Source organism: Bifidobacterium sp. ESL1130, from assembly GCF_058507935.1.
The window spans coordinates 699,508-722,608 of record NZ_CP196379.1; the positions used below are offsets into that span (position 1 = coordinate 699,508).

Annotated in this window: 19 protein-coding genes and 1 tRNA gene; 18 read left to right on the forward strand and 2 right to left on the reverse strand. The window is 58.5% G+C overall.

Features of this window, described 5'->3' with window-relative positions; genetic code table 11:
- The first annotated feature begins 18 nt into the window (after positions 1–18).
- The 18 genes from ACSYSO_RS02690 to ACSYSO_RS02775 all read left to right on the forward strand — a co-directional run bounded on the left by ACSYSO_RS02690 (position 19) and on the right by ACSYSO_RS02775 (position 20,263).
- Positions 19–408, forward strand: a complete 390-nt coding sequence (locus ACSYSO_RS02690) for a cupredoxin domain-containing protein (RefSeq protein ID WP_491701950.1) — start codon at positions 19–21, stop codon at positions 406–408.
- Between the two features lie 99 nt (positions 409–507).
- Complete coding sequence (locus ACSYSO_RS02695) at positions 508–3,030, forward strand: heavy metal translocating P-type ATPase (RefSeq protein WP_491701951.1); 2,523 nt, start codon at positions 508–510, stop codon at positions 3,028–3,030.
- 195 nt (positions 3,031–3,225) lie between these two features.
- On the forward strand, positions 3,226–4,497 hold the full coding sequence (locus ACSYSO_RS02700) for an MFS transporter (RefSeq protein ID WP_491701952.1): 1,272 nt from the start codon (positions 3,226–3,228) through the stop codon (positions 4,495–4,497).
- A 181-nt stretch (positions 4,498–4,678) separates the two neighbouring features.
- Positions 4,679–5,338, forward strand: coding sequence for a response regulator transcription factor (locus tag ACSYSO_RS02705; protein ID WP_491701953.1), 660 nt, complete (start codon positions 4,679–4,681; stop codon positions 5,336–5,338).
- The gene (locus ACSYSO_RS02710) at positions 5,335–6,912 is read left to right on the forward strand and encodes a sensor histidine kinase (protein WP_491701954.1); all 1,578 of its coding nucleotides are present in this window, start codon (positions 5,335–5,337) and stop codon (positions 6,910–6,912) included. The genes ACSYSO_RS02705 and ACSYSO_RS02710 overlap by 4 nt, the downstream gene beginning before the upstream one ends.
- A 96-nt stretch (positions 6,913–7,008) precedes the next feature.
- Positions 7,009–7,542 carry a TetR family transcriptional regulator gene (locus ACSYSO_RS02715; protein WP_489760758.1) on the forward strand — a complete coding sequence of 178 codons (534 nt, stop codon included), beginning with the start codon at positions 7,009–7,011 and terminating at the stop codon, positions 7,540–7,542.
- A gap of 109 nt (positions 7,543–7,651) precedes the next feature.
- Positions 7,652–7,954, forward strand: coding sequence for a hypothetical protein (locus tag ACSYSO_RS02720; RefSeq protein WP_489760759.1), 303 nt, complete (start codon positions 7,652–7,654; stop codon positions 7,952–7,954).
- Between the two features lie 378 nt (positions 7,955–8,332).
- The gene (locus ACSYSO_RS02725) at positions 8,333–9,058 is read left to right on the forward strand and encodes a hypothetical protein (RefSeq protein WP_489760760.1); all 726 of its coding nucleotides are present in this window, start codon (positions 8,333–8,335) and stop codon (positions 9,056–9,058) included.
- Positions 9,059–9,151: 93 nt separating this feature from the next.
- Positions 9,152–10,207 carry a peptidoglycan-binding domain-containing protein gene (locus ACSYSO_RS02730; protein WP_491701955.1) on the forward strand — a complete coding sequence of 352 codons (1,056 nt, stop codon included), beginning with the start codon at positions 9,152–9,154 and terminating at the stop codon, positions 10,205–10,207.
- A complete protein-coding gene (locus ACSYSO_RS02735) occupies positions 10,207–10,848 on the forward strand; it encodes an ATP-binding cassette domain-containing protein (protein WP_491701956.1) in 642 nt (213 codons plus the stop codon). Before ACSYSO_RS02730 ends, ACSYSO_RS02735 begins: the two co-directional genes overlap by 1 nt.
- 10 nt (positions 10,849–10,858) lie before the next feature.
- Positions 10,859–11,953 carry a hypothetical protein gene (locus ACSYSO_RS02740; RefSeq protein ID WP_491701957.1) on the forward strand — a complete coding sequence of 365 codons (1,095 nt, stop codon included), beginning with the start codon at positions 10,859–10,861 and terminating at the stop codon, positions 11,951–11,953.
- Between the two features lie 45 nt (positions 11,954–11,998).
- On the forward strand, positions 11,999–12,349 hold the full coding sequence (locus ACSYSO_RS02745; RefSeq protein ID WP_489760762.1) for a hypothetical protein: 351 nt from the start codon (positions 11,999–12,001) through the stop codon (positions 12,347–12,349).
- Between the two features lie 554 nt (positions 12,350–12,903).
- Complete coding sequence (locus tag ACSYSO_RS02750; protein ID WP_489760763.1) at positions 12,904–13,803, forward strand: AAC(3) family N-acetyltransferase; 900 nt, start codon at positions 12,904–12,906, stop codon at positions 13,801–13,803.
- A gap of 203 nt (positions 13,804–14,006) precedes the next feature.
- Positions 14,007–14,156: a hypothetical protein gene (locus ACSYSO_RS02755; protein ID WP_489760764.1), complete on the forward strand. Its 150-nt coding sequence runs from the start codon at positions 14,007–14,009 to the stop codon at positions 14,154–14,156.
- A 317-nt stretch (positions 14,157–14,473) separates the two neighbouring features.
- On the forward strand, positions 14,474–17,833 hold the full coding sequence (gene ileS / locus ACSYSO_RS02760; protein ID WP_489760765.1) for an isoleucine--tRNA ligase: 3,360 nt from the start codon (positions 14,474–14,476) through the stop codon (positions 17,831–17,833).
- Between the two features lie 120 nt (positions 17,834–17,953).
- Positions 17,954–18,271, forward strand: coding sequence for a hypothetical protein (locus ACSYSO_RS02765; RefSeq protein ID WP_491701958.1), 318 nt, complete (start codon positions 17,954–17,956; stop codon positions 18,269–18,271).
- A gap of 59 nt (positions 18,272–18,330) precedes the next feature.
- A complete protein-coding gene (gene glyA, locus ACSYSO_RS02770; RefSeq protein ID WP_489760767.1) occupies positions 18,331–19,656 on the forward strand; it encodes a serine hydroxymethyltransferase in 1,326 nt (441 codons plus the stop codon).
- Between the two features lie 533 nt (positions 19,657–20,189).
- Positions 20,190–20,263: transfer RNA gene (locus ACSYSO_RS02775), tRNA-Arg, on the forward strand.
- A gap of 677 nt (positions 20,264–20,940) precedes the next feature.
- On the opposite strand, the gene ACSYSO_RS02780 is transcribed toward ACSYSO_RS02775, so the two are convergent.
- Together ACSYSO_RS02780 and ACSYSO_RS02785 are read right to left on the reverse strand one after the other, a co-directional pair.
- Positions 20,941–22,383, reverse strand: coding sequence for a mucin-binding protein (locus ACSYSO_RS02780; protein ID WP_491701959.1), 1,443 nt, complete (start codon positions 22,381–22,383; stop codon positions 20,941–20,943).
- Between the two features lie 244 nt (positions 22,384–22,627).
- On the reverse strand, positions 22,628–22,846 hold the full coding sequence (locus ACSYSO_RS02785; protein WP_489760769.1) for a hypothetical protein: 219 nt from the start codon (positions 22,844–22,846) through the stop codon (positions 22,628–22,630).
- Between the last annotated feature and the right edge of the window lie 255 nt (positions 22,847–23,101).

The window sequence follows — 23,101 nt, forward strand, 5'->3', positions numbered from 1 at the left end:
GGATGGAATGAGGTGATTATGGCAGTGCAAGTGATTGGCAATACGGTGGTGGTTGTGGCGGCGCTGCTGCTCACAGTGTTCATAGTGTGGTATTTCTTTGCGCCTCGCCGCTCTGAACAGGCGCAACGTCAAGGCGGCGTGCAGACTGCCCGCATTGTAGTGAAAGGCGGTTATACGCCGCAGACGGTGGAAGTGCATGCCGGAACTCCGGTTCGGTTGGAATTCGACCGTCAGGAGGATGGCGAGTGTTCGTCGCACGTCGTGTTCTCCGATCTGGGAATCGATCGGACGCTGCCGGCGTTCCAAAAGACCGTGGTCGAATTTACGCCGACCCACGAGGGCGACCTGCCCTATGCCTGCGGTATGAACATGCTGCACGGCATGGTCAAGGTCCTGCCTGAGCAGTGACGGCATAGGCGAGTTCAGATGTATCAGGATGTATCAAGATGTGACGGTTCCAGGTGGGTGCTTGGGATTGTCTAAGATGTGGAAATGGGGCGTTGCAGTATGAAATCAGAGGGTTCTCAGCCATCGGTCACAGGTGATGACAGCGAACGGCGTCGCGAGATAGCGGTACTCAAACGCCGTCTCCTCGTAGCTGTCGTATGTACGCTTCCCGTTTTCGTCTTCGCTATGTTCCATATGTGGATGCACGGCTGGATATCGGACGTCATCATTCGTTTCTTCCTCAACCCATGGGTGCAGTTCGCGCTTGTCACCCCGGTCATGTTCTATTCCGGCTGGCCTATCCACCGCACCGGCTGGCTGGCGCTCGCGCATCGTTCCCCCGAAATGAACTCGTTGGTAGCGCTCGGCACGGCTGCGTCCTACGGTTACAGCGTGGTGGTAATGGTTGCTCCGGGCATACTGCCGGCTGACGCTCGGGAACCGTATTTTGAAACTGTGGGAACCATCATCACCCTCATGCTTGTCGGCCAGTTGATGGAGGCTTATGCCAGGCTGGGCACCGGGGACTCCATTCGCGCGCTTATCGGGCTGAAGCCGAAACGCGCTCGTGTGCTGCGCGATGACGCACCGCTCGAGGTACCTATTGATCAAGTCGCAGTGGGGGACGTCATCCTTATTCGCCCCGGCGAGCAGCTGCCGGTGGACGGTGTGGTGTTGGAAGGCGAGTCCAGCGTCGATGAATCGATGATTTCCGGAGAACCCATGCCGGTAGAGAAGACAATTGGCAGCGAGGTGACCGGAGCCACCATGAACGGCACGGGATCATTCACGTACCGAGCTACCAAGGTGGGCGAGGAAACGATGCTGGCGCAAATCATCGTTTTGGTGCGTGCCGCTCAGACCTCAAAAGCGCCCATCCAGCGGTTGGCGGATCGCATTTCCGGCTATTTTGTGCCGGGAGTCATGCTCATTGCCATTTGGACGTTTGTGGTCTGGTGGATATGGGGACCTGCGCCGCAAGGGGTGCACGGGTTGGTGGCTGCGGTGGCGGTGCTGGTCATCGCCTGCCCTTGCGCTCTCGGTCTTGCCACGCCGCTATCCGTCACTATCTCTACGGGCAAGGCTGCACGGTTCGGTGTGCTTATCCGTTCGGCTGCTGCTCTTGAGACTGTGCGCGGCATCGACACCATAGTGTTTGACAAAACCGGCACCATCACCCAAGGAAAACCACGATTGGTGGGTGTGCAGGTGCTCGGCGACTGGGGACTGGGCGACGGTGCGAATGGCGAAAGATTGAGCGAGGATGAAGTGTTGCGTATTGCCGCATCTGCTGAGCAGCGTTCTGAACATCCGCTCGCCCAGGCTGTGCTGGTCGCCGCGCAGGAACGTGGTCTGCAGATTCAGCAGGCGGAATCATTCGAAGCCATTCCCGGTGGTGGAGTAGCTGCGCGGGTTGACGGACGGCGTGTGACGATTGGCAACGCGGAACTGATCGAACAGGGAGCCGATGCGGGAGTTTCCAGCCATGTTGAACAGGTGATGCGGCAGAGCGCTGAACGTGGAGAGACTCCGGTGCTGCTGTCCCTTGACGGGCGGACGGTGGCCGTGCTGAGCGTGGCGGATACCGTCAAAACGGATTCGGCTCAGGCGGTACGGTCGCTGATGGACCGCGGCATTGACGTGGTCATGTTGACCGGAGACAACGAACGCACTGCGCACGCCGTGGCGGATCAAGTCGGTGTCACCAGTGTGGTGGCTGGCGTGAAGCCGGAACGCAAGGCTGCTGAAGTGGAACGGTTGCAGCGGCAGGGGCGTATGGTGGCCATGGTTGGCGACGGCATCAATGATGCGCCTGCATTGGCTCAGGCCGACATTGGTTTTGCCATCGGCACCGGCACCGACGTGGCCATTGAAGCCGCGGATATCACGCTGGTTTCCGGCTCCTTGCAGGGCGTGGTGACCAGCGTCGACCTTTCTCGCGCCGCAATGCGCAACATCAAGCAGAACCTGGGCTTTGCATTCGGATACAACGCTATCGGCATACCGGTGGCGGCGGGTGTGCTGTACCCGTTCTTCCATGTGACGCTCAGTCCCATGATCGCAGGTGCTGCCATGGCGTTCTCTTCACTGTCAGTGGTCTTGAACGCCAGCAGGCTCAACCGTTTCGACCCAGCGAGCGTAACGCCCAGGCGCCTCGCTTTTGCCAGGCGGCGGACGCTTGACGAAGCGAATGTACGCCAAGCCGGGGCGACCGGCGGGCGGCATGCGGTCGCTGCGCAATCCGACGGTACTCGGAGTGTATCGCAATCCGCAGGCTCCGAATATGATGGGAATGTGGCCAGTGGCGCTCGCGACACCGGTCCGGTCTCCTCGCTCCAACGTGCCGACGTGTCATCCGACGCATCGGCGCTCAAACAATCCCAACAATCAGAACAGTTCGAGAAAGGAACTCCTATGAACATGAACACTGAGACAAGCACTGTCAAAGACCCTGTATGCGGCATGATGATCGACCCCAAGACCGCTGCCGCAAGCCAGGAATACCAAGGCAAGACCTACTATTTCTGCGCTCAGGGCTGCGCCGACAGTTTTGCCGCCGACCCGGCAAAATACGCCGCCTGATCACGTCCGAGTTCGCTGTTCGCCACCTTTGCCTTGAACGGGCAGGGGTGGCGAACGTCGTACTGGACCTGCCGAATCCGGGTGTTGAAGAGCGAACAATGTGCATGATTTCCTAAAATGCGCAGAAAGCATTGCTTTTTGGAGCAATCTATTCTACGCTCAGAGAGAATTGATGGACAACACCCGGAGGGTGATATGAGTAAGAGTTCAGCGGTGAGTGAGACGCAAGAGCCCCGAGTGCAAGCCAGCGGCAGTGAACAACGCACGTCGATGTGGCCATACGTTCTCATGGTATTTGTCACGCAACTGGAATTCGGCGCAGCGCTCGCTGTGTTTCCCGCAGTGAACCGCACGTTCGGCGTTTCGTTCTCGAACGTGCTGTGGTTTATCGGTGTGTATGCGCTCGGCATGGCAGTGAGTGCTCTTGCAGTGGCTCCATTGTCCGTCAAATACGGTGCCAAGCGCGTCGTGCTCATCGATGCGGCAATGTGGATTATCGGCTGCCTAGTCGTGGCGATTTCGCCGAATTATGTGCTCATGCTGCTGGGCCGTCTCTTGCAGGGCATTGGTGCGAGCGGTGTTCTTGTTATTGCGGCGAAAGTGGCGTTTGAGCGTGCCGGCGACAATCAGCAAGGCCGTAAGATGTCAGTGATCGGCATGGTGTCCGGCGTTGCGCTCGTGGTCGCTCCGCTCGTCTGCGGTGCGCTGCTGGTCAAGGCCGACGCATGGCGGATGTTCTACAAAGCGGTGCCGCTGCTGATGCTGGTGGTGTTCGCCCTGGCATGGTGGCGTCTCGACAGTGGAACTGGCAGTGCCCGGAACCAGGATGGGCGAGATGGCAATGACGGCCGAGCTGGACACGATGTGCCCTTTGCGTTCCGCGACTTGTTCCGCAGCAAGTTTTATGTGGTATTGCTGGCGATTGCTTTCTTGGGCGGCATGATGGTGGCGGTGCTGGCCTATGTTCCCACCTACGCGCAGACCGTGTTCCTTATGAAGCCCAAGGCTGCGGCCCTGCTGTTGTTGCATGTGGGGCTTGGCGCGCTGCTGGGCGCCTGGCTCGGCGGTGTGATGAACGACAAGAGTGGCGCGCGAACTGCGCTGATAGTGGCGTCGGCTGTCGTCGTTGTAGCGACGTTGTGCATGGTGGTGACTGTGGAGAACAAGACCATAGCCAAGTTCACCCTTGTGCTGCTGGGCGTGGGGCTCGGTGCGCTGCTGGGTGCCCCGTTGCAGACGGTCGCTTCGCAGGCGGGTGGCCTGCAGGGGCGCGCACACTCCCTGAGCATGATGACGGCTGTGGGAGCGGCCGGCCTGGCTTTGGGGCTGTTGGTGTTCGGTGCGGCGCGAGGTGCTCTGAAGGTGGGTTCGTTCCGCAACATGTTCATTGCGCTGGTCATTAACGCGTTCATTGTGCTGGTGGCATCTATGCTGAGCCCCAAGCGCGAGGAAAAGGCGGTTTGCTAGGGTCTCGACTCCACCCCAAGGCAATGCTGAACGAATGTGGGAACACGCGCATACTGAAGTTTTGCTCCGTGAGCCTGCCCGGCGAACGGGTGCGGAATATCAGTACGTTCGCCAAGCTTACCCAACCGTTACCTTGCTGAGACACAATGGTGTATAAAGTGCACGTCAGGTAAGGTGAAGCATGGCAAAAATTCTGATTGTGGAAGACGACCCCGACCTTGCGGCCGTGCTGCAGGATGCGCTCAACCACGAAGGCTACCGCACCAGGGTGGCAGCCACGGGAGTGGAAGCGCTCACTGCGGTGACACAGGATGAGCCGGATCTGCTCCTGCTCGACCGCGACCTGCCGGTCTTGAGCGGTGACGAAGTGCTCAACACGCTCAAACGGCTGAGCATCCCCGCCAAAGTACTGATGCTGACCGCAGCCGGCAGCATCGACGACCGTGTCCAAGGGCTGGATATGGGCGCGGATGATTACCTTCCCAAACCGTTCGCCTACCCGGAACTGCTGGCTAGGATTCGTGCGCTGTGCAGAAGAGAGACCTCGGGTGCTGCCGTGGTGCTCGAGCGTGGCAGGCTCAGCGTAGACACCGCCAGACGATTGGTCTATTGCGACGGGCAGCCGGTGTATGTGACGCCGAAAGAGTATGCGCTGCTTGAAGAGCTGATGCACGCCGACGGTGGTTTTGTCAGCACGCCGGAACTGTTCGATCTGTTGTGGGAGCCGAGCGACGGTGCGCAATATGAAGTGGTGAAGACGGCTGTGTACGGGCTTCGCCGCAAACTGCCGGATGCCGGTATCATCGTTTCGAGCCGAGGGCAGGGGTACCGCATACCATGACGCAGAAAGCAGCCGACGGCATGCCCAGGCCGGGCGTGAGTTCCGGTGCGTCTGGCGCCGGTTCTAGCGCAACCTCTGGTTCCGACGCAAGCGCCGGTTCTGACCTAACCTCCGGTATCACCGCAACCCCGAAACACGGCCGCCGCATTAGCCTGCGCGTCAAGCTTGCTCTGGGCATGGGCGCGCTGTTTCTGGTCATGATGGCGCTGGTGGTCGTCGTGCAGAACGTGCTGCTGGACCACGCGTTCAATCAGGAAATCTCGCAGATGAGCATCTCGGTAGAGAGTAAGGGGAGTTCCGGCGGTGGCGGCGGCATAGACGGCAAGACCGGCAGTGAGGGCAGTGCTGACACTGGTTCTAGCGCGGGCGCCGGTTCCAACGCAGACAGTGTCACCAACTCCGACGCCGACTCCAATGCGATGTGGGAGGGGAAAGCCGGCGACGGCACAAGGGGAGCGCCAGCCGACCCCAAAAGCGCGACGGTGTGCAGCGGCAGTGATTGCGGCCCTGCCGGCTCGTACGTGGTGGATAGTCGCGACGGCGTCGTCAAAGGCGCGGTCATCGACGCCAAGGATTCCATCGTACGCACCATGCAATACTGGTCGCTCGCCATCTTCGCCGTGTTCTCCGTGCTGGCGCTCGCGCTCGTGTGGTCGCTTTCCGGACGTATGACGGCGCGGTTGGGTTCCGTCAGTGCCCAAGCCGCGCAGCTGGACGGCGCGTCCCCAGGCGCCAGAATTGAGGTGGCGCGCGGTTCCGCTCGGGGCGGTGACGAAGTGGACAATCTGGCCGATTCGCTCAACGGCATGCTCGAGCGCATCGACCAGGCCTCCAGCCGGCAGCGCAACTTCGCGCGCAATGCCGCGCACGAGCTGAAAACCCCAGTGGCCGCCATCGGCACAAGCCTGGAATCGCTGGTCAGCCAGCACCGTCTGAGCGAGGACGTGGAGCCGACGGTGCAGCGCGCCATCGCTGCCAACCATAAGAGCGCGCATCTCATCGAAAGCCTGCTGACGCTGTCGCGTGTGAGTGAGCGGAGCGTTTCTGAAGAGTTGGACACGAGCCGAGTCTCGCTGCGCGAGTGTCTGAACGCAATACTGGAAAATTGCCGCGGGGAAATAGCCGAGAAGCACATTGTGGTGGATATGAGCGGTGTTGCCGACGTGGAGGTGAGCACCAGCCCGGACTATCTCGATATTCTGCTCGACAATCTGATTCGCAACGCCGTGGCATATAACGTTGACGACGGGCGGATATGCGTGTCGACCGATGGCGCAAACGCATCCGGGCAAGATGACGCTGATGCCGGCGCACTGTCGCTGACGATAGAAAATACGACGGATATCGTTCCGGATTCGTCTTCGGCCCCGCAGCTGCAAACCCAACTCGCCCAGCCGTTTTATCGCGGCAGCCTCACCCGCATGTCAGGCCGTCCTGGGCATGGTTTGGGGCTTTCTATCGTGCAGCAAATCGCGCAAGCGCTGGGAGTGTCTGTGGTGTTTTCTTATCCAAGCCCTACTGCGTTCTGCGCGACGATTCGCTTTCCCGATGTGCGCGTGTCCGAGTGCGAGTAATTGGATGCGTGGATAATGCCGCCAACGATGCTGTTTTACAGCGTTCCCTGTACGCTGGAAGGCAACCATTTTTACGTGAGGTAAAGGATTGTTCCATTGAACAGGGCAGAACAACGACGTCGAACTGAGGGGGCGCTGCTGACTGCTGCGGCGCAGGAATTTGAGATTCGCGGATATGATCAAGCAACGTTGCAATCCATCGGTGACAAAGTCGGGGTTACTAGGGGGACGGTATTGTTCCATTTTCAATCCAAAGACCAGTTGCGGCAGCAGCTTGTTGAGTGCAGCCGCAGTACCCTTGCTGCGCTTACGGATGCTGCGTCAGTGGAGTCGGTGGCTGTCGTGCTGATGAGGATTGCTGATGCGTATTATGACGATGTGCGGTTGCGTGCCGGAATCCAGCTGGATGAAAGCAATGGGGAAGAGGGACGGCAGGATTACTGGTTCGCTGGTATTGAGAAGATGCTGAACAATTTCTATTTGGACATGTATCGCCCTTCTGAAGCGAAGGGTGCCGCGAGGGCTGCGGTGCTGATGTTCACAGGGATTGTGCGAGGTGCCGTATGGAAGAGCAAACATGACTTGCGTGAGGCGGTCAATTTTTATAACGCAGCGGTGCGTGTGGAGTAGGGTAGTGAGGCAGGAAAGTTTTTTGACCATAAATTTGACTTACGAGTCAGTTAATGTTTATGATGTGATTGCGGTCACAAGATCGTGCTTTCCTATAGAAAGGCTTACCATGAGCATTTCAACATCAATCAAGTCCCGCATTGCAAAGCCAATTTCGGCCGTTGTCGCTGTGGCTGCCACTGCTGCGGCATTCACCTTCATGGCTCCGGCGGCTAACGCAGGGGTTCGTTGGCAGCTGCATGCTGGTACGGACTATGCATCAGCCCAAGCGTGGCCTAATGGTGGTACTTGGGCTCGCTCGGAAGCTTGGCATGGGAACCGCCGCGCTGTCTCGCGTTGGTCAAACTATGCTACTAGTGCATATGCCGATTCCGGTACGTCGAATTACTTCGGTGCCAGGGTTTCTTGGTGATGAGTTAGTGGCTTTGCAGTACTGCAGCTACGTGTGATGGGGAAATGATTGAAAAATTGTTTCCCCATTCATATTGATACGGCATAAACAAGGTTAAGGCAAAGTCTCTGTTCATGATAGATGTCGTGTATCACATTGGTGCACTGTGGATATTGTCAGAAGTTGTGTGGGTAAGCGTTATGTAAGTGCGATATGCACGTAACACTCACGTATGTGGTTCTTTACTGAGAAGCGTTCAACGAAATTGCTTTGGCAAAGGAATCCAATGAGCACGTGAAGAAGTACATGAAGTTCATTGTTGCAGGGCTTGCGCAGAAAAGCGGCGATTGCAGCGCATGATAACAAGACAACGATGAGGAGAATAGGTTGGTGAGGAATATGAACAATTGGTTCAATCGGTTCAATACGAGCAATGCGATGCTGATGAAGCGCAGACTGTTACCTATGGTACTTGCTGTTATTGCGTCGGTGCTTTTGGTTGCTGGGTGTGCGCCGTTGCAGAAAGCCGATAAGTCAGGTCCTGCGAGCCAAACGTCGCAAGGGGACTCTGGTGCCAAGATTGCTCCGAGTCTTGATGCGTTGTTCGCCCAAGAATTATCGAACGACAAACTCAGTAGTTTTGAGCGTGAGGTGTTGGAACGGGCGAAAAAGAATGGCAAAATTAGCGCGGCGGATTACGAGAATGCCAAACAGCAGGAGTATTCCTGCATGGCCCAAGCCGGGTGGACGCATACGTTTAAGAAACTTCCCAATGGGCTGTACCAGACAACAGGGGTGACTCCACAACCTAAAACTGATGAAGATGCTGATCGATACAAAGCTGATGGGGAACGATGCTCTGAAGGAGTTAGCATGGCGATAGAGAGTTTGTACGGCATCCAGCAAGGTAATCCTGATTTGCTGGAGGATCCGCATGAGAGTGCTGTGGCGTGCTTGAAAAAGAACAAACTTGTTGATGCGAATTATACCGGTAAGAAACTCCAAGAGCAGCTCGGCGAGCTCAACAATGTTCAATCTCGGGTGCCGTTTGACATGCACAATGACGAAGTGCAGTTGTGTCTTTACAGTGCCGGCTTTGCTCTTGATGCGGGCGATGGGGAGTGAGAAAAGTTCAGGCTGTTCAAACGATGCTTTAGGCGACCGCTGCGCAGGGCTGCCTCATATTGACAATACAAATACCTATTCAAGGAACACAGTATGAAATCAAAAATCATCATTCCTCTGGCGTTGACCGCCTGTGCAGCACTGGCGGCAGGTATCTTGTTCTCGGTGTTGTGGATTCCCACTCCCACACCGCGCGGGCTGGAGCAGAGCAGCAGCCCGGCGGTAGTGAAAGCAAGTAAACAAGTCTTTGCCGACCCGCACACGGTTGAATCCACCTTTACGTTGCAGCCGCAGGAAGCGTTGACTGCGCGCGCGAGTGGAACGGTTACGGAAACCCTCTGCAAGCCGGGTGCGGCCGTAGAATCGGGCAGCCGCATTATGAACGTGGATGGTGTGCCTATCGTTGCGCTGCATACGGAAACACCCCTCTATCGCGAGCTTCATCAAGGGGATCAGGGCGCTGACGTGCTGTCGTTGCAACGTGAGCTGTCGCGGCTTGGATATGCGGCGGAAGGCAACGGAAAATATGGCGCAGCAACAGCGCGCGGTGTCAATTCGTTGATGCGAAAGGTTGGCAGAAGCGATGCAGAGGGCACCATCAAGCCTTCGGACGTGGTGTGGATGCCGGCAACATCTGTCGTCGCAGCAGAGTGTGCTGCAAAGCTCAACACCACTGTCAGCGAAGGGGTCGAAGTGATGAAAGCTGGCGGAGGCTTGGCAAGTGTGTCGTACGTGGTGCCTGAAGGAATGCGCGACGGCAAAAGAATGTTCGCGCTCTACGGCCAAACGATCCCTCTCGACACTTCTGACGGAACCATCACTGATCGTACGTTCTTAGATGCGCTTGAGAAGACGGACGAGTTCAGGGGATGGAAAGACGATGGTGGCGGCAAACGGCCGAAAGCGATTCTGAGCTTGGCAACGCCGTTTGAGGTTACCAAAGTTCCGCCCTCTGCGGTATTTGGCATGAGCGGGAAGCGCGCGTGCGTCTCACTTGATGGTAAGGAAGCGATGCCGGTAACGGTCTTAGGTTCGGCGTTGGGCGCCACGCTCATTGAGGCGCAGAGTGGCAAGCAGAAAATCTCCGAAGTGCATGTAGGGGATGATGTTCGCAATATTGCATGCCCGGCAGCTGATGGAGGAAAGTAATGGACGGCGAACTTCAGGTGTGTGCCACCGGTGTAGGTCACCGGTTCGGTGATGGTCCGTGGCTGTTTGAAGGGCTGGATTTTACGTTGCGCCCGTCCGAAGTGGTGGGACTGTGTGGCCCCTCCGGGTCGGGGAAGTCAACGCTGCTCTCGATTGTTGCCGGGTTTGAGCAGCCGAGTGCCGGGGTGGTGGAACGGCGCAACATACAGCAGGTGCGGTGGGTGTTTCAAAACCCTCACGGAGTGCCGCGTCGTACGGCGATAGACCATGTTGTGCAGCCGATGCTAGGCAGGGGCGTCGATCGAGTTGAAGCGGAGAGCCGTGCTCTGGCGATTATGGACACGTTTCACTTGACCGGCGTGTGCGCGCGGGATTTTAAGGAGCTCTCCGGCGGAGAAGCGCAGCGTTTGATGCTGGCGCGAGCTGTGGCCAGTGCGCCCGATTTGCTGTTGGTTGATGAGCCGACCGCGCAATTGGATCAGGTCACCGCCGCCGACGTTGACCGGACACTGGAAGGCATTGCCCAAAGCGATTGCATAGTGGTGGTGGCGACGCATGACGCGAATACGCGTGCCGCGTGCACTCGGGTGATTGATTTGGCTCAGCATGTGGTTGCGTTTGGCGCGGCCGCCGAACGGTGAGGGAGAAGCCGTGAATATACGTAGTATTTTCTCTGAAGCGTGGCGCAATGTGGCCACCGGGACGGCGCGCGCCGGTACATGGTGCTTGGCGTTGTTCGTGTTCATGGTGATTATCGCAGGCTCGGATGTGTCTGCAATAGTGGAATTGCAGCGCGGAGAGCAACGCTGGGAGGCTTCTGGCGCCTCGATAAAGGCGCTTCATGCGGACCATGGCGATATTGCAGGCGATAGCTGTGCCCAGTTGAGCCGTACCGTGGGGCGCAATGGTGGCACCCCTATTGCCGGTTCGGGTGCTTTAGGTGGAGCCGACACTCTCACGATTCGTGCCATGAAAGCGGCTCCTTTGGATTCTTTCCGGGTCACGCCCAGTCTCGGAGCGGTGCTTGGCATTGGGAGCCAACGCTATGACGAGGGCGTGTGGATATCCAAGCAGCTCGCCGATACGCTCAATGTCTCTGCCAAGAGCACGCTCGAAACCGATCGTGGCTCCATGCGCATTTCAGCGGTTTTTGACTGGCCGCAAGATAGTCGGGACCAACGCATCGCCTATGCGGTGCTCGTGCCGTCCTCCTCGCAGGAAACCTACGACGAATGCTGGGCGAACATCGTTCCCGACAACGCTGATACCGCCGATCTGGTGAAGATGGCCGCTGAAGCGCATATAAACTCTCGTGCGCCGTTGCAAGTGAAAATGCTTAATAATTCATTCGGGCCCGCTTATGACGGATGGACGCAATTCCAGACGAGGTCAAGCCGGTATCTGCTGCTGATGGTGCCGGTGGTCGCCATGCTCATAGGTGTGGTCTCGGTGCGGTTGCGCAGGGTCGAGTTTGCGGACGACCTTCATTGCGGCTTGCGCAAACGTGATATATGGATTACGAATGCGTTGGAAACGCTGATGTGGAGCCTGCCTGCCGCACTGATGGCTGCTGCCTGCTCATACTGCGTCGCAGCGCGCATGAGCGATGGTGGCAATGCGAAAACATTGCTGCTGATTGAAATCCCGGTGTTGCTTGCAGCGCTGCTATCGGTGCAACTGGGGGTATTCGCTGCGATGGTGCCGATTTCCGGGCGGCGTCTTTTTGGTTACTTCCGTTCTCGTTAGAAGTCGGCGGCCACCAAAGTTTCGGCTAGCGATATCGGTCAATGGGTGCAGTCCGCATCTGGAATCACTGTCGCTGATGATAAGGTGCTCGTAGACGGCAAAGAGGTCACCGGGCCGGCCGCTCAAGAAATTGCAAAAGGGAAGCCCAACACCTCGAGCAAAGCCGACGCTGAGCGCTATCGCGATTGTTTGCGGGGGCAGGGCCTGCCAGCGGTGATTCAGGACGACAACAACGTGGTTTTCGAAGGCGGCATGTCTGAAGGCAAGGAGATTCCGGGTGGTGGTATGTCGGCGGGAATGTCGAGCGACGGTGAGGGAGCTGAGATGCAGCGCGCCATCGATTCGTGCAAAGTGCAGGTCCCAGGCTATCGCGAACCGGATCTCAATATTCGCTAACAAGCGCTCCGTCACTGTTTAACAATGAACGGATATGCGGCACTGGCTCCATGTGTAAGCGGTGCCGCATATTTCTGTGCACGGGTCGGTCACTCGAATTGGTTGCAGAAAGCAACGGTGCCGTCGTGGGCGTGAAGCCGTGGGTTCTCGGGTAGTAGGTACGTTTGTTCAGATTTTTGGGGCAAAGTGACCGAAATGTACCTATATTAGGGGCATGTATGGGTGGTGGGTACATTTCGGTCAAATTATCGCTGAGAACTGACCGAACTGTACCCATAATGGAAGTGTGTGGGATATGGGCATATGTGGGGCTGGCGATGATGCGCCTGGTTCTGTTCTCAGCGTCGAAATGGAACCTGACGCAGCCGGCGCAGGCATGATGTTGGTGGGTGGCGGGTGCGCTGAAGTGCAGGGGACGTCGGAAAGCGTCACGTCGATTTGCATGGTGGAGGTGGGCAACCGGTACACTGGAGTGCAATGTGGCATACCGCGGCGTTATCTCCGGTGGGGCGTGTGATGCGGCGGCATGAGAAACAAAGAAGTTGGAGAATAGTATGTCCGATATCAGCGCCGGCACAAGCGAAGAGGCTGCAGCGCCTAGTGAGAACCAGTGGTACGAACGACAGGTGACGCAAGTGACTACTGGCGACGAGCTGCGTGAGTGCCTGGCCGCCATGTTGGAGCCCACCGACAGCTGCATCATACACACCAGAATGAGTGCGTTCGGTTTTATTCCCGGCTCAGCCATGACTGTGGTGAACGTGCTGAAGTCGGTAGTATCGCATGGCACGATCGTCATGCCCACGCAGAGCGCCGACTGGTCGGACCCTGCGGACTGGGGCTACCCATCGGTGGCACCGGCACTGCTGGAGAAAGTTCGTGAAGGAATACCGCCATTTGACCGTGATCTGACTCCATGTTCGGGTATGGGGTCGGTACCGGAATATTTCCGCACGCTTGATTCGACTGTGCGCAGCAGCCATCCGTTGTATTCGTTCGCCGCATGGGGTTCAGTTGCCCAAGAGGTTTGCGCCGACGGTGAGGCGGATGACGAGCACCGCTTCGATGTGCCGTTTGGCAGCAACAGCCCTTTGCGCAAACTTTACGACGTGGATGCCAAGGTGGTCATGCTGGGCACCGGTTATGACAAGTGCACCGCCTTGCACCTAGCTGAATCCACTATCGGCAGGTCGCTGGGTAGCGAGTCGGCCAAGGTTCGTGACAAGCAGGGGAGAGCTGTGTGGGTGCGGTTCGCCCAGCCTGAACTTGAGCCCTACGATGATTTCAACGAGTTCGGCGAACAGTTCGAACGCGAACATCCTGAAGCGGTAAGTGTCGCCGTGCTCGGGAGCGGTATGGTGCGCGTGGTTTCCATGCGGGTGATGGTTGATGCCGCGCGCGACTACTGGAAAGCGAAAGATGCTCGCCGTCTCCAGCCCGAATCGGTGAGATAGTTGGTTGTTGGGAAGCTGCTAGGTTGGTATGGAGTGATAGTTGGATGCCAGTAGCAGTATGAATGTTTTGCACGCATTTCTTGATATATACACAGCAGATTTATTGTTGCCCACTTATCCACCGCGTGTCGAATTCTTGTACCTTTCGGTCACATTGCTCGATGATGCGTTCCTGCGAAGCTTATATCCGTTGCATTCGGCATATGAACTATTTACACAACCAGACGGCACCGGAGTACGGCATAGGCATGGGTCATTCCTTCGCTCGCTGTCTGGTGCCGTCCACAACTCGTCAGGCGCAGAAGCTTCGTCGGCGCAGGGCTACCGATAGTGGGTACGGTTCGGCAGGATAGGGGACGAGTTCCGGCTGAGGTGGTAGGCTACATAGCAAAGTGTTGATCCGTCTATCAGCGGGGAGTTTCCGGAAGAACGGGCGTGGGCGGGTTCGAGTCGCAGGGCTTGAACCGGTGCGCGTCTTACTAGAACCGGCGGGAGGGCCCGTGAGCCCGGTCAAGCGGTCGCGCTGCGACGAGGCGCGAGACGGTGGCTAGTAACCGGTCTCGAGCTGCAAGCAATAGGCGCGACAAGCGGGGTGGTACCGCGGTCAGTCCGGCAACGGGTTGCGTCGTCCTCGCAGGTAATGTCAACCTGCTTGTTGAGGAGTCACAACATGAGTGAAACCGGCAATTCTTCCACACTATATCCAAAGGCGGCAGCCGGGCAGCAAGGGAGCGTCGCGCCTAACCCAAGTTTCCCCAAACTTGAAGAATCTGTGCTCGACTATTGGGACAAGGACGATACGTTCAACAAGTCTGTGGAGCGCAACCCATCCGGCGACCACAGCGACAACGAATTCGTCTTCTTCGACGGCCCGCCCTTCGCCAACGGCCTGCCGCATTACGGCCACTTGCTGACCGGCTATGCCAAAGACGTCATCCCGCGCTACCAGACCATGAAGGGCCGCAAAGTCAAGCGCGTCTTCGGTTGGGATACCCACGGCCTGCCCGCCGAGCTGGAGGCACAGAAGGAACTCGGCATCGAGTCGGTGGATCAGATCGAGGAATTGGGCATCGAAAAGTTCAACGATGCATGCCGCACGTCCGTTTTGAAGTATACCAACGAATGGCAGGCCTATGTGCACCGTCAGGCTCGCTGGGTGGACTTTGAGCACGGTTATAAGACGCTGGACACCAACTACATGGAGTCCGTCATGTGGGCGTTCAAGCAGCTGTACGACAAGGACTTGGCGTACAAGGGCTACCGTGTGCTGCCTTACTGCCCCAAGGATCGTACGCCGCTTTCCGCCCACGAGCTGCGTATGGACGACGACGTCTATCAGGACAAGCAGGACACCACGGTCGCTGTGGCGGTCAAGCTGCGCGACGAGGACGACGCCTACGCCGTGTTCTGGACCACCACGCCGTGGACCACGCCTACGAACTTCCTCATCGTGGTGGGCGCTGACATCGACTACGTGGAAGTGAAACCCACTGAAGGCGAGTTCGCGGGCAAGAAATTCTACTTGGCCAAGCCACTGGTGAGCAACTACGAGAAGGTGCTCGGTGAGAACTACGAGGTGGTGCGTGAGCTCAAGGGCGCCGACATGGCCGGCTGGCGCTACTGGCCGGTGTTCCCCTTCTTTGCAGGGGATGAGGCGGAATCGCAAGGCCATGTGCCTGGCCCGAACGCCTACCAGATTCTCACCGCCGACTATGTGGACACGGTGGAAGGCACCGGCTTGGTGCACCAGGCGCCCTACGGCGAAGACGATATGAATACGCTCAACGCCAACGGCATCAATTCCATTGATGTGCTCGACGCCGGCTGCAACTTCACTTCCGCTTGCCCCGACTACGAGGGCATGTATGTGTTCGACGCCAACATGCCCATTGTGCGCAACCTGCGCAACGGTGACGGCCCGCTGGCGCGAGTTCCCGAAGAACGCCGCGCTCTGCTCTTCGAGGAGAAGAGCTACGTGCACTCCTACCCGCACTGCTGGCGTTGCGGCACCCCGCTGATCTACAAGCCGGTCTCCTCCTGGTTCGTCAGCGTCACCAAGATCAAGGATCGTCTGCTGGCCAACAACCAGGAGATCAACTGGATCCCCGGCAACGTCAAGGACGGCCAGTTCGGCAAGTGGCTCGCCAACGCACGTGACTGGTCGATTTCGCGCAACCGTTTCTGGGGTTCGCCCATCCCGGTCTGGGTTTCCGACGACCCTGCATACCCGCGTGTGGATGTCTACGGCTCGCTCGATGAGCTGAAGGCGGACTTTGGTGACTACCCGCGCGACGGTGAGGGCAAAGTCAACATGCACCGCCCCTATATCGACAATCTCACGCGCCCCAATCCCGACGACCCCACTGGCAAGTCTCACATGCACCGCATCACAGACGTAATGGACTGCTGGTTCGAGTCCGGCTCCATGCCCTTCGCCCAGTTCCATTACCCGTTCGAGAACAAGGAGTACTTCGAGCAGCATTTCCCGGCGGACTACGTCGTGGAGTACATCGGCCAGACCCGCGGCTGGTTCTATGTGCTGCACGTCATGGCCACCGCCCTGTTCGACCGGCCGGCGTTCAAGAACGTGATCTGCCACGGCATCGTGCTCGGCGACGATGGACAGAAGATGAGCAAGCATCTGCGCAACTATCCGGATGTGAACGGTGTGTTCAACGAGTACGGATCTGACGCCATGCGCTGGTTCCTGATGAGCTCGCCCATCCTGCGCGGCGGCAATCTCATCGTCACCGCCGACGGCATCCGCGACACGGTGCGTCAGGTCATGCTGCCGTTGTGGAGTTCCTACTATTTCTTCACGCTCTATGCCAACGCGGCTAACGACGGCAAGGGTTATGCGGCTCGTCAGCTGCGTGCCGACGAGGTGGCCGGTTTGCCCCGCATGGACCGCTACCTGCTGGCTCGACTGCGCCGCCTGGTGAGCAATGTGGAGCGTTCGCTCGACGACTTCGCTATTTCGCAGGCGTGCGCTGAAGTCCAAGATTTCATCGACGTGCTCACTAATTGGTACATTCGCAACACGCGTGACCGCTTCTGGAACGAAGACGAGCAGGCGTTCAACACCCTGTACACCGTGCTCGAAGTGCTCATGCGCGTCATGGCACCGCTCGCGCCGATGGAAGCCGAGAGCATTTGGCGCGGGCTGACCGGCGGCGAGTCTGTGCACCTGGCAGACTGGCCGTTCCTGGCTGTCAATGAGCAAGGCGCCGGTTGCGCGGCCGATAGTGCTGGCGCCAGCCCCACCGAACTGGGGAAGCTCTTGCAAGACGACCCGGCTCTGGTGGCCGCGATGGAGCAGGTGCGCGAAGTGGTTTCAGGCACGCTCTCCCTGCGCAAAGCCAGCCAGATTCGTGTGCGCCAGCCGCTCGCCAAGCTCACTGTGCTGGTGGACGACCCTGCTGCGCTCGAGCCGTACGAGTCGCTGCTGGTCTCCGAGCTCAATGTCAAAACCGTTGAATTCTCGGCGCTCGCCGACGCTGCTGATCATGGGTTGACTATCGTGCACGACCTGAAGGTCAACGCCCGCGCCGCCGGCCCGCGTTTGGGCAAGCAAGTGCAATTCGCCATTCGTGCCTCCAAGTCGGGGGACTGGGAAGTGAACGCTGACGGGGCTCCCGTGGTGCACACCCCGAACGGCGACATTGCGCTAGAGGCAGGTGAGTATGAGATGGTCAACCAGGTTGAAGAGACCAGCGACGCCGACCGCGAGAGCAACGTTTCCGCAGCATTGCCTTCCGGCGGTTTCGTCATTCTCAACACTGCGCTCAACGATGACCTGCTGGCCGAAGGCTACGCTCGAGATGCCATCCGCGCTGTGCAAGACGCGCGCAAGGATGCCGGCCTTGACGTGGCCGACCGCATCTCGCTGAAACTCACCGTGCCTGCCGCCGATGAGGCGAAGGTCGAGCAGTTCCGCACGCTCATCGCCGAGGAGACACTGGCGACTTTGTTCAGTGTGGTCCCAGATGCTGCAGCTACCGAGCTGGCCGTCAGTGTCGCTAAGGCCTGATGCTTCAATTCTGATGCTTTCAAGCCTTGGGCTTTCAAACCTGAAGCTCGAGACCGCAGCCTGAGATCTGAGCCTGAGACTCGGGCCAAGTCAGCAGCTCGGTCCGGCATCTTCTCAGCCTTGGTATCTTCTCAACGCGTCCCTCACCAGCAATACGTTGGTGAGGGACGCGTTGCTGAAATGGTCTCGTATGCCGCCATACCGCTGGGTTCATGGTGCTCCGGCCTGCTGCTTGAACAAGGGTATTCGATGGTTACGGTCATACTCATTTCAGGAGACGTACGCGCGGCAGCCGGTGTGGCGGCTCTGATTTTCACCTCTTGCTCGGCAATGACGGCTTTGAACGATACGCGCGTCATAAAGCAAATGTATGACGGCGGCGAGCGAAAGCGCGACTTGCCGAGCGTAGCCGGTGCCTTATGTGCTAGCCTCGGATAAAGGCTAGTGCCGATATTTGCGGCGCTCTTTAGGCAGGTAGTTTTCCTCAAGGAGGCAATATGACCGAAGTTACGAACAATAACGATGAGCCACTGGCACAGCGTGCCTCGGACGCATTCAACGCCCCCATCGCCGAAGCCGATCCGCAGATCGCGGCCTTGCTGGACGAGGAGTTGCGCCGCCAGCAGGAGGGGTTGGAGATGATCGCCTCCGAGAACTTCGTGCCTCGCGCAGTGCTGCAAGCCCAAGGGTCGGTGCTGACGAACAAGTATGCCGAAGGCTATCCGGGCAGGCGCTATTACGGTGGTTGCGAGGTTGTTGACCAAGTGGAGACCATCGCGCAAGAGCGAGCCAAGAGCCTGTATAGTGCGGAATATGCCAACGTGCAGCCGCATTCCGGCGCGCAGGCCAACGCGGCCGTCTACCAGGCGCTCGTCAAGCCGGGAGACACGGTGCTCGGGTTGGCACTCGACCATGGCGGGCATTTGACGCATGGCATGAAAATCAACTTTTCAGGGCGCTTCTATAATGCTGAGGCTTATGGTGTCAACCCGGAGACCTTCCGCATTGACCCCGAGATCATCCGTCAGCGTGCGTTGGAAGTGCACCCGCAGCTCATCATCGGCGGCTGGAGCGCATACCCGCGCATCGAGGATTTCAAAGCGATGAAGGAGATTGCGGACGAGGTGGGCGCTAAATTCTGGGTTGACATGGCCCACTTCTCCGGCCTCGTGGCCACCGGCTTGCACCCCAGCCCCGTGCCTTATGCCGACGTGGTCTCTTCCACGGCCCACAAAACGCTCGGCGGTCCGCGATCCGGGTTTATTCTGGCCAAGCAAGAGTACGCCAAGAAGCTCAACTCAGCTGTGTTCCCCGGTCAGCAGGGTGGCCCGCTCATGCACGTCATTGCCGCCAAGGCTGTGGCTTTCGGCCAAGCAGCGACGCCCGAGTTCAAGGATCGCATGCAGCGCACGCTCGACGGGGCCAAGATTCTGGCCGAGCGCCTGCTTGCCGATGACGTGAAAGCGCAAGGCATCACACTGCTTACCGGCGGCACCGACGTTCACTTGGTGATGGTCGATCTGCGCAACAGTGAGATGGACGGTAAGCAGGGCGAGGATCTGCTGGCACAGTGCGGCATCACCATTAACCGCAACACGGTGCCGTTTGACCCGCGCCCGGCCTCCGTGGCTTCCGGTTTGCGCATCGGTACCTCCGCATTGGCTTCCCGAGGGTTTGGTGAGGAACAGTACCGTGAAATCGCTGACGTGATTGGTACAGCGCTAGCTCAGGGCAAGAGCGCGGATGTGGACGCACTGCGTGCCCGAGTGGTGAAGCTTGCGCACGAGTTCCCGCTCTACCCGGGGCTTGACCAGACGCACTGATTGCGTGCGGCTGGGCGCGTGCTTGGTTGTGCGTGACTAATGCTCGTGACTGGTGCGTGCGACTGATTCGATTGGGTGACCGGTTGCGTGGCTTGGTTGTGCGTGACTGGGTGCGTGTGCTTGACGTGTGTAGCCAGTTATGTGTGACTGGGCGTGAGTGCTTGGTTGTGCCTGAATGGTTGCGATTGTGCGCTGTACTGCGGTCGCCTATGCAAAAATCGGACGTTTGTGTTCGGACGTTTGCGTGTATGTACGGATGTGGATGCTTGAGGCGCGGCATTGCGGCGCAGAGGGATGCTAGCGTGTCTATGTGTGAGAGTGGATGCTTGAGTGCAGGCGCGTGAACATGTGTGGCGGCGCCTGCTATTTGGGTGACATCGTGCGGGCTGTTGCGCCGGGAGTCATGCTGACTGTTGCGCTGGGATAGGGAGGAGAAAGAGTATCGCACTATTTCGACGCGCCGAAGTGGCGAAAGTTGAGGAGTTGCGGTATTCTATTCAAGTTGCCTTTCGGCGTTGGCTGTTGGGCGATGCGCGCCAGTAGCCCAGTGGATTAGAGCAGCTGACTACGGATCAGCAGGTCGCAGGTTCGAATCCTGTCTGGCGCACCGTTACGGCGGAATACTCGAGACTGTATCGTGTTGAGTATTCCGCCGTTTTGTTATTGCCGGTTGCTTGTGATCTGCGATGCCGACCGCGATGATGCGGTTCGGCGGGGATGATGTCCGATTGTAATGGTTGTACTGCTGCAGTAATGCCAACGCGCTGCGGAACCGTCGATGGAATGGGGTCAGCGTCGGTTTTGTTGCGTGGCGGTGCTGATGTGCGACGGAACCGTTGATGAAGTAGGGTTAGTGACGGTTCCGTCGCGTTGGATTGCGTTGGGTTGCGTGGTGATGCGTTGGGTTGGGTTGTGTGGGGTGGATGGTGGCAGCTGTGGAGTTGCGGTATCCACCCCGGGTTCCGTCGTCTGCCGGAAATGAGAGAGATTGTGGCAGACGACGGAAGTCTGGTGGGATGATATGGGTACGTTTCGTTTGTTTCATTGTGAGTATTTGGATGAAAGGTACCCATGTGTTCGGGTTCTGTGGTGATTGGGTACGTTTCGTTCATTACTGCGGCGTAATCTGACCGAATCGTACCCATTCGCTTGAGATATGTGGGACATGGGTACGTTTCGGTGAGGTGGGTGCGCGGCCGGTACGGGCAGCCGGTACGCGACTGGTATGCGCGGTCGGTATGGGCAGCTGGTATGCAACCGGCCAGTATGGGCAGGTGGTGGGGATCAATCAGCGGTGGTGTGGTGTTGCTTGTGCTTCAGTGCTGAGGCGATGGCGAGGAATATGACTGCGATGATGAGCCCCGCGACCGCGATGATGGCCGCTGTGGCGGCGCCTCCAGTGAAGGGGAGCGCTTTGACGGCGGGGTAGTAGGTGATGGTGATCTCGCTGGTGCGGTTGGCCAGTTCGGGGTTCACAGGAGCGGTGGGATTAGCCGGGTCTGCTACGGGGGTGCCATCGGTGTGGGTGGTGGCTTGCGCTTGGGTGGTCGGGGTGTGGGTGATCCAACCGTCGAGGTGCGGGCTGTCCGCCTGCGGGTAGTAGCCGGTGGTTTTGGTGGTGCCGTCGTTGCTGTTGGCGGTAACCCAGCTGGTGTAGGAGACGGTGCCGGTGACGGGGTTGGTGCGTTGTTCGCGAGTCCAGGTCACGGTGTCCACCCGGTCAGGAGCCGCTTGGGTATGGTCGTGCTGGTACTGGTAGTGGATGGTGCGCGTCTGAGTTTTGGTTTGCACTTTGGCGGGCAGTGGTTGGCAGTTGATCCAGTAGTCCGAATGCCCTGCGGGGTAGGTGGTGTTGATTGAGCAGGTGGTGTCGTTACAGGACAGGCCGGGGCTTGCTGGTTGGGCGTAGTAGCCGGCAGGGATGCGTGCAGTCAAAACGGCGCTGAGCGGATCGTCCTGGCGCCCGTTGAATGACTGCTGCATGCCGGTGTTTTCGACTCCGTTCACGTTCCAGTGGACGGTGGCGTTGGCGGCCGGTTTGACATAGGTGATGGTAGTTACCGCGTTGGTGGCGCTCATCAGGTCGGTGCCGTAGACGGGTGCGCCGGCTGCGTTGACCGGTGCGTTGGGTGTTACGATGCGGGTGCTGGGATTCCAACTGCCGTTGGTGACGGAGACGTCGTAGCCGGGCTTGACAGGCACGTAGACGCCGCTGTAGCCGGGTTGTGCGTTTCCGGCGTTGTAGTAGGTGCCGTTCAACGAGTATGAGTTGAACGAGTTCACGAGGACAGGCCACGTGCCTTTGAACGAACCGCAAGCGCCACCATGGTTGCAAGCGACCGGGGTGTTCCAGAGGCGGTCCGCTCCTCTGAGGGTGAGGACGAGTTCTCCCCATTCGCTGCCGGCGGGCACAGGATTGGTAGGGGTGGGCCTTGGTTTACCGGGCAAACCTGGCTGAGAGATGGCTCCTCCTCCGCCGGAGCCGAATTGGAAGGTGACGGAGCCGGCGCTTACGACTTCGTACATGATGCTCTGGTTGACGTCACCTCCAGCCGAACTGCCGTTGGAATATCGGAACTGTACGGTGTTGGTGGCGGTGTAGTCGCATCCTGTGGCAGTGAAGGTCTGTGCTGTCGGTGACTGGCTGCCCAAGTAACCGGTGAGTTTGTCGGCTGTAGTGGTAATGGCCGTAATTGCGTTGTATGCGGGACCGCTGTAGTAATCCATCCTGAGGCCGAACAGGTTAGTCAGGCCCACGTTGCATATGCCGGTGCCCATGGTGGAGAGGCTGGGCTTATCGCCCTGCGTTGACGGTGTGGCACCGTAAATGGCGGCACCGGAACCGGAGGCGAGGGGGCCGTCGCCGGAAAGTTGCTGCGAGGAGCCATCTGGTCGTGTGGAGGTGGCATCTGCTGATTGCGGCTGGTCTTCGTTGGCCGTGGCAAGCAGCGGTGTGCTGGAATCTAGCCCTTCAGTCTCGCGGGGGGGGGGTGATATTCAATGCTGCCGAGGGGCTGGCGTCGCTGGAAGCGGCTGCTAAAGTGCTGGCGCTGTCGCTGCTGCCTGCGGCATAAGCGGTGATGCCTCCGGTAAGGGCGATGGTGGACGCGGCGAGGATGATGGACAATATTCCCGCAGTACGATGTGTGTTCGCGGTACCTGTGCGGTGTGACGTGCTGAAGAGTGACATGGCGTGACTGCTCCGTTTCCGTGTGCCTGCGCAAACACCTCTGGTGGCACTGTGTGTAAGGTCTGTTGATTGGCAGCACTGTGAGTGCATAAAACAATCTGTTTTGAGCATATATTACACATGTGACATGCGTTACATGTGGAGATGAGAAGCGGGAGGCGATGGCTTGGGGAGCCGGGAGCGGGGAAGCGGGAGGCGATGAATCGGGAAACAGGAAGCAGGAAATTGCGAAGTCAGAATCCCAGAAAGCCGGAA

Excerpts from the sequence above, each read along its gene's own strand:
- ACSYSO_RS02780 (WP_491701959.1), bottom strand. The coding sequence starts at position 22,383 with ATGGATTACTACAGCGGTCCCGCATACAACGCAATTACGGCCATTACC.
- ACSYSO_RS02720 (WP_489760759.1), top strand. The coding sequence starts at position 7,652 with ATGAGCATTTCAACATCAATCAAGTCCCGCATTGCAAAGCCAATTTCG.
- ACSYSO_RS02705 (WP_491701953.1), top strand. The coding sequence starts at position 4,679 with ATGGCAAAAATTCTGATTGTGGAAGACGACCCCGACCTTGCGGCCGTG.
- ACSYSO_RS02690 (WP_491701950.1), top strand. The coding sequence starts at position 19 with ATGGCAGTGCAAGTGATTGGCAATACGGTGGTGGTTGTGGCGGCGCTG.
- ACSYSO_RS02725 (WP_489760760.1), top strand. The coding sequence starts at position 8,333 with ATGAACAATTGGTTCAATCGGTTCAATACGAGCAATGCGATGCTGATG.
- ACSYSO_RS02695 (WP_491701951.1), top strand. The coding sequence starts at position 508 with ATGAAATCAGAGGGTTCTCAGCCATCGGTCACAGGTGATGACAGCGAA.
- ACSYSO_RS02730 (WP_491701955.1), top strand. The coding sequence starts at position 9,152 with ATGAAATCAAAAATCATCATTCCTCTGGCGTTGACCGCCTGTGCAGCA.
- ACSYSO_RS02750 (WP_489760763.1), top strand. The coding sequence starts at position 12,904 with ATGTCCGATATCAGCGCCGGCACAAGCGAAGAGGCTGCAGCGCCTAGT.
- ACSYSO_RS02700 (WP_491701952.1), top strand. The coding sequence starts at position 3,226 with ATGAGTAAGAGTTCAGCGGTGAGTGAGACGCAAGAGCCCCGAGTGCAA.
- ACSYSO_RS02755 (WP_489760764.1), top strand. The coding sequence starts at position 14,007 with ATGAACTATTTACACAACCAGACGGCACCGGAGTACGGCATAGGCATG.
- ileS (WP_489760765.1), top strand. The coding sequence starts at position 14,474 with ATGAGTGAAACCGGCAATTCTTCCACACTATATCCAAAGGCGGCAGCC.
- ACSYSO_RS02710 (WP_491701954.1), top strand. The coding sequence starts at position 5,335 with ATGACGCAGAAAGCAGCCGACGGCATGCCCAGGCCGGGCGTGAGTTCC.
- ACSYSO_RS02785 (WP_489760769.1), bottom strand. The coding sequence starts at position 22,846 with ATGTCACTCTTCAGCACGTCACACCGCACAGGTACCGCGAACACACAT.
- glyA (WP_489760767.1), top strand. The coding sequence starts at position 18,331 with ATGACCGAAGTTACGAACAATAACGATGAGCCACTGGCACAGCGTGCC.
- ACSYSO_RS02735 (WP_491701956.1), top strand. The coding sequence starts at position 10,207 with ATGGACGGCGAACTTCAGGTGTGTGCCACCGGTGTAGGTCACCGGTTC.